Source organism: Pseudoflavonifractor sp. BSD2780061688st1 E11, from assembly GCF_005844125.1.
Classification (GTDB): domain Bacteria; phylum Bacillota; class Clostridia; order Lachnospirales; family Lachnospiraceae; genus Sellimonas; species Sellimonas catena.
The window spans coordinates 17,736-29,523 of sequence record NZ_SPHM01000038.1 but is presented as its reverse complement, the minus strand read 5'-3'; the positions used below and the strand labels follow the sequence as shown (position 1 = coordinate 29,523).

Annotated in this window: 10 protein-coding genes; all 10 read left to right on the top strand. The window is 47.3% G+C overall.

The features are described 5' to 3' along the window. Positions 1 to 189, top strand: a 189-nt coding sequence (locus tag FGQ85_RS18610; RefSeq protein ID WP_207670236.1) for a hypothetical protein, incomplete at its 5' end; no start/stop codon positions are given. Continuing rightward, positions 180 to 1,655 carry a cardiolipin synthase gene (gene cls, locus FGQ85_RS14695; RefSeq protein WP_087167119.1) on the top strand — a complete coding sequence of 492 codons (1,476 nt, stop codon included), beginning with the start codon at positions 180 to 182 and terminating at the stop codon, positions 1,653 to 1,655. The genes FGQ85_RS18610 and cls, both read left to right, overlap by 10 nt. Before the next feature lie 173 nt (positions 1,656 to 1,828). Next, on the top strand, positions 1,829 to 2,650 hold the full coding sequence (gene thiM, locus FGQ85_RS14690) for a hydroxyethylthiazole kinase (RefSeq protein WP_138373824.1): 822 nt from the start codon (positions 1,829 to 1,831) through the stop codon (positions 2,648 to 2,650). Continuing rightward, positions 2,637 to 3,278, top strand: coding sequence for a thiamine phosphate synthase (gene thiE, locus FGQ85_RS14685; RefSeq protein ID WP_087255292.1), 642 nt, complete (start codon positions 2,637 to 2,639; stop codon positions 3,276 to 3,278). Before thiM ends, thiE begins: the two co-directional genes overlap by 14 nt. Continuing rightward, complete coding sequence (locus tag FGQ85_RS14680) at positions 3,275 to 3,937, top strand: HAD family phosphatase (protein ID WP_087255295.1); 663 nt, start codon at positions 3,275 to 3,277, stop codon at positions 3,935 to 3,937. The genes thiE and FGQ85_RS14680 overlap by 4 nt, the downstream gene beginning before the upstream one ends. A 41-nt stretch (positions 3,938 to 3,978) precedes the next feature. Continuing rightward, on the top strand, positions 3,979 to 4,797 hold the full coding sequence (gene thiD, locus FGQ85_RS14675; protein WP_087255298.1) for a bifunctional hydroxymethylpyrimidine kinase/phosphomethylpyrimidine kinase: 819 nt from the start codon (positions 3,979 to 3,981) through the stop codon (positions 4,795 to 4,797). A gap of 79 nt (positions 4,798 to 4,876) precedes the next feature. Continuing rightward, positions 4,877 to 5,947: a trigger factor gene (tig, locus tag FGQ85_RS14670; protein WP_118635516.1), complete on the top strand. Its 1,071-nt coding sequence runs from the start codon at positions 4,877 to 4,879 to the stop codon at positions 5,945 to 5,947. A 169-nt stretch (positions 5,948 to 6,116) separates the two neighbouring features. Continuing rightward, the gene (locus FGQ85_RS14665; RefSeq protein WP_138373823.1) at positions 6,117 to 6,833 is read left to right on the top strand and encodes a SprT family zinc-dependent metalloprotease; all 717 of its coding nucleotides are present in this window, start codon (positions 6,117 to 6,119) and stop codon (positions 6,831 to 6,833) included. After that, positions 6,830 to 8,365 (top strand): YARHG domain-containing protein, encoded by a 1,536-nt coding sequence (locus tag FGQ85_RS14660; RefSeq protein ID WP_138373822.1) that lies wholly within the window; start codon positions 6,830 to 6,832, stop codon positions 8,363 to 8,365. The genes FGQ85_RS14665 and FGQ85_RS14660 overlap by 4 nt, the downstream gene beginning before the upstream one ends. A gap of 263 nt (positions 8,366 to 8,628) precedes the next feature. Then, on the top strand, positions 8,629 to 11,682 hold the full coding sequence (locus tag FGQ85_RS14655) for an SrtB-anchored collagen-binding adhesin (protein WP_138373821.1): 3,054 nt from the start codon (positions 8,629 to 8,631) through the stop codon (positions 11,680 to 11,682). Positions 11,683 to 11,788 lie beyond the last annotated feature (106 nt).

The window sequence follows — 11,788 nt, the reverse complement described above, 5'->3', positions numbered from 1 at the left end:
GTAAAAAAATACAACCCAAAGGCTGTATTTTCAATATATTTTTCAGTTGTTAGAATGGAGAAAGTGGCAAAGTCGGGTTGTAGCATTGTTTTTGGGGAAGCGCAAGTAGTTTGCAGGCGGGTTGCATCTTTTTTCCCCTGCAAGTATAATAAGAGCAGGAATCGAGGAGGAAAAAGTATATGGAAATAATATTCGAATTAACAAAAGACGCAGCTCTTTGGATACTGGACAACCTCGTATTCATCAACATCATTTTATCGATCATTATTATTTTCTTTCAAAGACGAAATCCGACAGCGGTCTGGACATGGCTTTTAGTCCTTTACTTTATTCCGATTGTCGGTTTTATCCTGTACCTTGTGGTGGGACAGGACTATAGAAAAAGTAAAATGTTCAAGATGAAAGAGATTGAAGATGAGATCAAGTACGCGGTGAGGCGCCAGGAGGAATCGATCTACCGGAGGAAGCTGAGACTGAAAACCCCGGAGATGGAGCGGTTCCAGAGCCTGATTCTTTATAACCTCAATGCGGCCGAAGCAGTGCTGACAGATAACAATGACATTCGGATTTACACGGACGGCAGGGAGAAATTCGATGCCCTGATCGCAGAAATGAACGGGGCGAAAAATTACATTCATCTGCAGTATTATATTATCCGGAATGACGAACTATGGCAGGAAATTGAAGAAGTACTGACAAGAAAAGTACAGGAAGGTGTTGAAGTCCGGGTGCTTTTTGACAGTATGGGCTGCCGGAAAATGAGGGAACGTTCCTGGAGACGTCTCGAAAAGGCCGGCGTCCAGGTGGCAGAGTTTTTCCCGGCATTTCTGGGTCAGCTGCAGCTGCGCGTCAATTACCGGAACCACAGAAAGATTGCGGTCATTGACGGCAGAGTCGGATTTGTAGGGGGATTTAATATCGGAAGAGAATATCTGGGGCTTGATACGAAGAAATTCGGATACTGGAGAGACACCCATCTTTGTATCGAAGGATCCGCAGTGACATCCCTTGCTGTCCGCTTTGTACTGGACTGGAACTACGCGGCCAAGGAAAATCTTTTCCTTCAGGACCGGCTTTTTGAAATTCCGGAATATGAGAGAGACGGAAGGTCTCTCGTACAGATTGTATCCAGCGGACCGGACTCCAAATACGACAGCGTCCGGGATAACTACTTAAAGATGATTCAGATGGCCGAAAAGTACATCTACATCCAGACCCCGTATTTCATACCGGACCAGCCGATTCTGGACTCCTTAAAAATCGCGGCTAAATCCGGAGTTGATGTAAGGATTATGATCCCGTGCAAACCGGACCACCCGTTTGTCTACTGGGCAACTTACTCCTATCTGGGCGAAATGGCCGCCGCAGGAGCAAGATGCTACACATACCAGAACGGATTTCTCCACGCAAAGACCATGACTGTTGACGGCCTGGTCAGCTGCGTCGGGACCGCCAACATGGACATTCGCAGCTTTCAGCTCAACTTCGAAGTCAACGCCACCATCTACAGCGAAGGAACAGCAAAAAAACTGGAAGACGCATTCGAAAACGACCTCCTCGTCTGCAAAGAGGTGACAGAAGAAACCTACAGACAACGCGGCCTGTCCATCCGCATCCGGGAACAGATCTCCAGACTGTTCTCACCACTTCTGTAGAACTTACGTATTTTTGGGGACGTGTTCCGATGCACAGGTACACGACGTAAATGACAAAAAAATCCCCGAAACCCGCATAAAATAAGGCAAAACTTGAATTATCAGATTTTTTTCATCGGGGACGGGTTCCGGTGCACAGGTACACGTCCCCGATGATGCGAAAGGAGTGGAGGATATTGAAGGAGTTTCTTGAGAAGGTGAGAGGTTTGATGCCGCTTGTGCATAATATTACGAACTATGTGACGGTGAATGATGTGGCGAATGTGCTGCTGGCGTGTGGTGGAAGTCCGATCATGTCGGATGAGCCGGAGGATGTGGAGGATATTACTTCAATCTGCGGTGGTCTGAATATTAATATTGGTACGCTGCACAAGACGAGTATTGACGGGATGGTCCGTGCGGGGAAGCGGGCGAATGCGTTATCCCACCCGGTGCTTCTGGATCCGGTGGGGGCGGGAGCGAGTGTGTTCAGGACGAATACGGCGTTGAAGCTGATGGAGGAACTGAAGCTCACTGTGATTCGTGGAAACATCTCGGAGATCAAGACGCTTTATCTTGGGAGCGGAACGACAAAGGGGGTAGACGCGGATATTGCGGATGCCGTGACGGAGGAGAATCTGGAGGAGAGTATCGTTTTTGTCAAATCGTTTGCGAAGAAAGAGGGATGTATCATAGCTGTGACCGGAGCGATTGATCTGGTCACCGATGGAGACAGGTGTTACGTGATTCGCAATGGTCGTCCGGAAATGGGCAAAATCACCGGAACCGGATGCCAGCTTTCGGGTATGATGACGGCATATCTGACAGCGAATCCGGAGCATCCGCTTGATGCGGCGGCAGCGGCAGTCTGTGTGATGGGACTTGCCGGAGAGACGGCGTGGAAGCGGATGGAGGATGGGGATGGAAATGCCACCTACCGGAACCGGATTATCGATGCTATCTACAATATGACCGGGGAGGACCTGGAGAAAGGAGCTGTTTATGAAGTGCGATAGAAAAGATTTTGTTCTTTATGCGGTGACAGACCGGAGCTGGCTGAATGGTAAGACGCTGACAGAGCAGGTGAGAGAAGCGCTGGAAGGGGGAGCAACCTTTATCCAGTTAAGAGAGAAAAATCTGGATGAGGAGACATTTCTTGAGGAAGCAAAAGAAATTCAGAAATTGTGCCGGGAATATCAGGTGCCGTTTGTCATCAATGATAATGTGAAGATTGCAGAGGAGATTGGTGCGGACGGGGTTCATGTCGGTCAAAAAGACATGGAAGCGGAAGATGTGAGAAAGCGGCTTGGGCCGGACAAGATTATTGGTGTTTCTGCCCAGACTGTGGAGCAGGCAAAAAAAGCGGAGCAGCACGGCGCGGATTACCTTGGAGTGGGAGCCGTGTTCCCGACGGGCTCCAAGGCGGATGCCACGGAGGTAAGCCATGAAGTATTAAAGGAAATCTGCAGGGCGGTCCGGATTCCGGTCATTGCCATCGGAGGTATCAGCAGAAAAAATGTGATGGAGCTGAAAGGCAGCGGTATCTGCGGTGTGGCTGTGATCAGCGCGATTTTTGCAAGCAGGGATATCAGGACAGCGGCGGCAGAGTTAAAAAAGAGTGTGGAAGAGATGATTAAAGAATGATCAAGGGAGTTATTTTTGATGTGGACGGAGTCCTGCTTGATTCGATGCCGGTCTGGGAAGAGATCGGCGAACTTTATCTGAAAAGCCAGGGACGGGAAGGGAAACCGGGGCTTCGGGAAATTTTGTTTCCGATGAGTCTTGAGCAGGCAGCAGACTATCTGATCCGGGAGTATGATCTTCCGAAGACGGCCGTCCGGGTGGTAGAGGAAGTCAACGGGATGATCCGGACATTTTATGCGGAGAAGGCAGAATTAAAGCCGGGAGTCCGGCGGTATCTGGAACAATTCCGGAAAGCGGGGATTCCGATGGCTGTTGCAACTTCGAGCGGAAGAGAAAATGTGGAAGCTGCATTTCGAAGACTTTCGGTGCTGGATCTGTTTCAGGATATTTTGACTTGTTCGGAAGTGGGACAGGGGAAAAATCATCCGAAGATCTATCTGGAGGCAGCAGAAAAAATTGGTACAAGACCGGAAGAAACGTGGGTATTTGAGGATACCTGCCATGCACTTCTGACCGCGAAGAGGGCAGGCTTCCGGACGGTGGCGGTTTATGACCGGGCAAGCAGAAAAGATCTGGACACCTTAAAATCCGAGGCGGATATATTTCTGACGGAGTACGGGGATGTGGAATTGTTTTTGCAGCAGGCATCTGCTCGGTAATCAGGCGGGAATGCGGCGAAAAAAGAAAGGACGTGTGGAAAATGAGAACAGCATTGACAATTGCGGGAAGTGACTCCAGTGGAGGTGCGGGGATTCAGGCGGATATCAAAACCATGACTGCAAACGGTGTGTTCGCCATGAGTGCGGTGACTGCGTTGACTGCACAGAATACGACCGGGGTGAAAGATATCATGGAGGTTTCTCCTGCGTTTTTAAAGGAGCAGCTGGACTGTGTTTTTACTGATATCCGGCCGGACGCGGTAAAGATCGGCATGGTTTCGTCTTCGGAACTGATCCGGGCTATTGCAGACAAACTAAAGGAATACAGGGCTGAAAATATTGTGGTGGATCCGGTGATGGTAGCGACAAGCGGGGCAAGACTGATCAGCGAAGATGCAGTAGAAACCTTAAAGGAATGTCTTCTCCCGGAGGCGGACATCCTGACACCAAACATTCCGGAGGCGGAGGTTCTTTCCGGGATGCGGATCTGCACAGAAGAGGATATGATCTGTGCCGGACAGAAGATCAGTGAAACGTACCATCTGGCTGTACTGGTCAAGGGAGGCCATCAGTTAAATGATGCCAATGACCTGCTATGTCAGGGCGGTGTCTGTCGCTGGTTTTACGGAAAGCGGATCGACAACCCGAACACCCATGGAACCGGGTGCACATTGTCAAGCGCTATTGCCTCCAATCTGGCAAAGGGCTTTTCCATGGAGGAATCGGTGGAACGGGCAAAAACTTACATATCCGGAGCGCTGGGAGCCATGCTGGATCTGGGAAAGGGCAGCGGACCGATGAACCATGCCTTTGACATTCACGGAATGTTTGTCCGGGAAGCAGGAAAAGAGGCTGAATAGAAGCGGGAAAAGGACGGCTTGTCAAGAGAACAGAAGTATGATATAACTGGAAAGAGATGATAATAAAGGAGACAGGAGTATGAATAATAAAAGGAAACAGGCTCTGGCTGCAGGAGTATGTATGATTGCGGCTGTATCCCTGCTGGCCGGATGCGGACCGAAGGAAATCGAAAATGATTATGTCAAAATTAATGGATATACAGACCTGGAAGTCAGCGAGATCACAGAGACGGAAGTGACCGACGAAACCGTGGATTCCCAGATCGAACAGATCCGGCAGAATTATGCGACCTATACGGAGATTACAGACCGGGCTGCTCAGGAGGGAGATATGGTTACGATCGATTATTCCGGAGCGATTGACGGAGTTGCCTTTGACGGAGGCACGGCATCCGGACAGCAGCTCGAACTTGGAGCGGGCGGATATATTGATGGATTTGAGGATGGAATTGTAGGTCATACAACAGGGGAAACCTTTGATGTCAATACGACATTCCCGGACCCGTACGAGAATAACCCTGATCTGGCCGGAAAAGATGCGGTATTTACAATCACACTGACAAAGATCGAAGAAGTTTCCCTTCCGGAGTTGAATGATGAGTTTGTCACCATGGTGAAGGGCGAAGACACAACAGTTGATGATTATAAGAAAGAAATCAGGGATATCCTGGAAAGTCAGGCCGAGGTACAGGATCAGACACAGAGACAGACGGAGATTGTAGACGCTCTGATGGAGAATGTAGAGCTGAAAGAATATCCGGAGGATAAAGTAGAAGAATATACCAGCCTTATGAAAGAGCAGTACCAGCAGATCGCAACTTCTTTAAATATGGAGTATGCGGATTTTCTGGAGCAGTATATGGGGATGGACGAGGAGGCATTTAATGAAGAGATAGATACACAGGTCAAAGAGTATGTCAAACAGCAGGAAGTGCTGGATCTGATTGCCGGGGAGGAGAACATTACCGTATCCGACGACGAGATTGATGAGTGGGTAGAACAGAATGCGCAGGCACAGCAGATGACAGCGGATGAGCTGAAAGAGCAGTATTCGGAAGATGAACTGAAAGAACAGGCATTAAATGAAAAAGTGATTTCCTGGCTTTGGGATGAAGCAAAAGTGACATCGGAAAGCTCTGATAATGAATAGGAATCCATAAACGCAGAGGCGTATCAGTTATTGGGAGACAGGACTGATACGCCGTTTATATTACGCAGAAAAGAACGAAAATCGAAAGAATCTGTTGCGTAAAGCGGGGAAACATAAGATAATATGAGATAAGGGGATATTTTTATATTTCTTGATTGGGGGATACAACATGAGACGCTGCTTTTATGACAGACAGACGGGAGCGGTCTTTTATGACCTGCAGAGAGGAAAGAGGGAAACAATTGAGGTGGCCATTTTTTCCGGAGGGAAAGTGCGGGTAAAAGCACCGTACCGGATGCCGGAAACAGCCATCCGCAGATTTTTAAAAGAAAAGGCTCCATGGGTCAAAGAGCAGCTGGAAAAGATCGAAAAGAGCCGTAGAGAATGGATGGAAAAACGGTTTCAGGACGGCAGCGTCTTTTATTATCTGGGAGAGCCGTTGAAGCTTTCGATAAAGAAATCAGAAGGTGAGACTGTATGGCAGAGAGACGGACAGCTGCTGATAGATCAGACAGCAGCAACACCTCAGAAGCGGAAAGAGCAGTTGGAAAAATGGTACCGGATCCGGGCAAAAGAAAATATTGAAAGCCGGGTGAAGGTGTTTGCCGCAAAGATCGGGGAGAGCCCGAATAAAGTGACTATCAAGGCACAGAAAACAAGATGGGGCAGCTGCAGCAGCCTTGGAAATTTGAATTTCAACTGGAGGTTGATCATGATGCCGCAGAAGATTATTGACTATGTGGTGGTTCATGAGCTGTGTCACTTGAAGGAGATGAACCATTCCTCGGCTTTCTGGAACCGGGTGGAGGAAATAATGCCGGATTACCGGAACCGCAGGAAATGGCTGAAAAACAATGCATGGAAAGTTGAGTGGGAGCAGATATGAAAGAAAGTTTGAAGTTGGCAGTGGAGAAGGCAAAGAGAGGCGAGAGCGAGGGATTCGGCACGATCTACAGAGAAACCTGTGCGGATGTCTATTTTCGTGCCAGACTGATGATGGGAAACCGCGGCGAAGCCAGAGAACTGGTCCGCCAGATCTACCTTGTCGTGTTCCGGACTATCAGCACGCTCCAGGATCCGGCGAAGATGGAAAAGTGGCTTTATACCGTTCTCTATAAACTCGGGGAGAGAGAATGCCAGAAAAAGAAAGGAATGATTCTGGAGAAAGAAAAGACAGCGCCTTCCTGGGAGGGACAGCGCGCTCCGGAGACGACAGCGGAGCGGCAGCAGATCGTCCGGATTCTGAAATCCAGCTACAAGAAAATAGGAACAGCCGGGAGGCTGGTCTGCCTGGCATACTACTATGAGGGATGGAGCATGGAAGAACTGTCCCGTCTGTGGAATTGTCCGGCCGAGAAACTGGAGGGAATTCTGGAATATGCAAGGATTGAGCTGGGACTGATGTGTACCCAGGCAGGATATCTGCACGTGGACATTTCTTCAGATATGATGGTCCTGATGTTTGAACTTCTGCGGGAAGACGCGGAAGAAGAAATCCGCCAGGCAAGACTTGGGAAGCTTTACGAAGAGCTGGAAGGAGAGCTTGATATCGAAGATCAGGATGAGCCGGACGAAGAAAAGTCTTTTTTCAGGAAATGGTTCGCCATGATTATCCTTGCGGCAGCGGTGATTATCGGACTTGCCGCAGTTGGAGGGAACTATCTCGGGCAGCTTGTCACCCGCAATGAGACGGAGAAAAACGAAGAGACTGACCAGAACGAAGAAGAGGAAAAGAATACCTGGAGCCTGGCAGACTATAAAGGAAACTGGTGTGACGAGGCGAATGCGGACTCTGAAGTGATGTCGACGGACGGAATCTGCGAGGTGGAAATCAAAAGTGCCGCAGACCAGAGAGTTGTATTTGATATCCGGAAAACTTACGGAAGCGACGAGGATTATGTATTCCGGGGAGCGAATGACGTGACCGGCGTTGTTTCTGATAAAACGGCCTCTTTTACCTTTTCGGACGAATATAACAACCGGATGGAAGGAACCATCGAATTCCAGGATGAGGCTCTGAAGGTTGTCGTAAAGAGGGCCTCGGGCGGACAGTCAGAAGGGCTGACAGCGGCAATGGACTGCACGATGAAGCGGGATCAGTACGCTGACAGCAGGACAAGACCTCAGGAAGAAGAGGAAGATGAGGATTATATTTTCCCGGAAAGTGACAGCCGGCTTCTGACAGAAGAAGACTTCGAGGGAAAGACAAAAGCAGAACTGCGTCTTGGACGAAACGAGATTTTTGCAAGACATGGAAGAATCTTCGAAACCGAAGATCTTGACGAATGGTTCTCATCCAAAGACTGGTATGAACCGCTCTACACAGCGGATGAATTTTCCCGGAATGTACGGTTGAATTCTTATGAAAGACAGAATGCGAACCTGATTCTGGCGGAAGAGAGAAGAGCCGTGGATTAGACGGGAACGTAGGACAGGACTCCTGCATATGTATGTAAAAAAAGACATATGCAGGAGCTTTTATGGCTGTTTCGATTATGCTGGATGCAGGGCATGACGGTTGTAGATAGCGCAAGTAATGAAAACAACGAAAATACAAGGAGAAAGGCAACTGTTGTACCTATTAAAATAGAATATGTGTGAGAGGACAAGCCTTTCAGTAATGTAGACGTTCAGAAATGAGCGTCTATTTTTATACCCAAAATGAAAGGAGCATTAGATTTATGAAAAAGATGTTAAAACGATTGTGTACGGGCTTCTTAGCTCTTGCTACTGTCGTTACTACTTTACCAACTACACCCGTTCATGCGGAAAGCAAGCAATACTGGACGGAAAGTGCAGAGCGTGTCGGTATCGTTGAAAAAATAATGAATGACGGCTCGATTGGTTCTACCTTTAATGAGGGACATTTGACCGTTGAGGGCGAGGACGCTTACTGTATCGACATTAACACAGACTTTAAGAATGGTTACAAGACCAGAGCTGACGCAAGCACTCGTATGAGTGCCGACCAGATAAGCGACGTTGCCTTATCTATCGAATATGTAAAACAGTACACAGACAGCCACAGCGGAATAAGTAAAAATCACGCTTACCTTTTAAGACAGCTTGTTGTCTGGCAGAGATTGAGCGTACATCTTGGCTGGCAATGCGACAACGTGCGAGCTTCTTATGATGAAATTCCAAAAGCGACGCAGGACGAAGTGTACGCTGGTGCAAAAGCCTTTGTCAAAGAAAATAAAGGACGTTATGAATGTGGCGGTTATATCTACTCTGGCGAGGGGCAGGAATTGGGACAATTCTGGGCGAAACTGAATGTCGGAAATGCGAAACTGCAAAAGACTTCCAGTAATGCCAGCATTACAGACGGTAACGGGAATTACTCTATTGCTGGTGCAACCTACGGTGTCTTTTCTGATAAGGACTGCACGAAACAGCTTGCCACCCTTACGACTGATAAAAACGGAAATACCGATGTTGTAGAGGTAAAGTCTGGCACAGTCTATATCAAGGAATTATCTGCACCAGCAGGATATAAAGTAGATAAAACTGTATATTCCTTAAAGATTGAAGCTGGAAAGACAGCGACATTGAACGTATCTGATACGCCAAAAGTAACAGACACTTTGATTGAGCTTTTCAAGATTGATATGGAAACACAGAAAGACAATCCGCAGGGGAACGCTTCTCTAGCAGGTGCGGAATTTACATGGAAGTATTATGCAGGCTTCTACAACAAAGATAATCTTCCTGCCGAAGCTACTCGTACATGGGTTACAAAGACACTCGCTGAAACTGACAGCGACGGTACAATCCATTATGTTACAAAATTAGCGGACGCATACAAGGTGTCTGGCGACAGTTACTATATGCAGGACGGCAAGGCAGTTCTTCCTTTAGGAACACTAACCGTTGAGGAAACAAAAGCTCCAAACGGCTACTTGCTTGACGGTGCATATATGCAGGCTGGCGATAAGTCCGAACAGATTAAGGGCTTATATGTAACACAGATTACCGAGGACGGCGACCTTGGCGTATTGACTGGAAGTAACCAGTTTTCTGTATCAGACAAGGTTATCCGTGGCGGTGTTAAAATTCAGAAACGAGATTTAGAAACGGGCGATACAAAGCCACAAGGAAGTGCTACCTTGAAAGATACTGCCTTTGACATCATTTCCTTAAATGATAATGCAGTATTGGTTGAGGGCAAATTATACAAGAAAAATGAAGTTGTAAAAACAATCCATACGGATATTGAGGGTGTCGCTTCTACTTCCGCTGACCTTTTACCTTATGGAAAATTCCGTATCGTTGAGAGTGAAGCTCCAAATGGTTACTTGACAGACGGTGCGAAACCGATTGATTTTGCAATCACAGAAAATGGAAAAATCGTGGACTTAACCGACGAAGCCCACTCTATCTACAATCAGATTAAGCGTGGCGATATTGAGGGCGTGAAAATTGGTGCAGGCACACACAAGCGTCTTGCTGATGTTCCCTTTAGGATCACAAGCAAGACGACGGGAGAAAGTCATGTCGTGGTAACTGATGATAACGGGCAATTCTCCACTTCTGCTGACTGGGCTTCTCATAAGCACAATACCAACGCAGGCAAAACAAGCGAGGACGGCGTGTGGTTTGGAACTTCTGAACCAGATGACAGCAAAGGGGCATTGCCTTATGATACTTACATCATTGAGGAATTACGCTCTGACAGTAACAAAGGCTTTGAACTTATCCCACCTTTTGAAATCGTAGTATCAAAAAATAACCTTGTGATTGATTTAGGGACGCTGACTGATGAATACGAAAAAGAAATCTCTATCCATACCACAGCGACCAGCAAGGACGGCGAAAAGACAATCCTTGCTGGAAAAGAGGTTACGATTGTTGATACCGTCAAATTAGACGGACTTACAAAAGGCACAAAATATCAGCTCAAAGGCTGGCAGATGTTAAAGGAAGAAAACGCCGAGCTTATCATTGACGGAAAGCGTGTAGAAAATGACTATACCTTTATCGCTGATGAGGAAGAAATGAAAGTGGAAATTACCTATACATTCAATGCGTCTGCTTTAGGTGGCAAGAACCTTGTTACCTTTGAAGAATTGTATGATTTAAGCAATCCAGACGAACCCGTGAAAGTTGCGGAACACAAAGACATTGAGGACGACGGGCAGACGGTACTTATCACAGAGCGTATCATCAAGATACATACTACCGCTACCGATAAAGACGGAAATAAAGAACTTGAAGCTGGAAAAGAGGTAACAATCATTGATACCGTAACTTTAGAGGGCTTAGAAGTCGGCACACAGTACAAACTTGTGGGCTGGCAGATGTTGAAAGAAGAAAATGCAGAACTTCTTATCAATGGAAAGCGTGTGGAAAGTGATTATACTTTTACTGCTGACAGCGAAACTATGAAAGTGGAAGTTGCTTTTACGTTTGACGCTACTTCTCTTGACGGCAAACAGCTTGTAACTTTTGAAGAATTGTACGATTTAAGCAATCCAGACGAGCCGAAGAAAGTTACCGAGCATAAGGACATTGACGACGAGGGACAGACGATTACCTTTAAGGAAAAGCCAGAAGTCCCAGAAGAACCAGAGAAACCCGAAACACCACCGACACCAGAAAAGCCCAGCAGACCTAGCGACAATCCCAAAACGGGCGATAACACCAACCTTTACGGACTGCTTGCACTTCTTTTGACTTCAGGTGCTGGGCTGGCAGGTATCTTCTTCTACAAACGACGTAAAACGAAAAAATCATAAGGCGGTAACGGTATGAGAAAAGGAAAATCACGCTCTCCGCCGAAGCTGTCAAACGGCAGACTTCCGCTTATTCTGGCTTGTCTGCTACTTACCTGCAAGAACACGG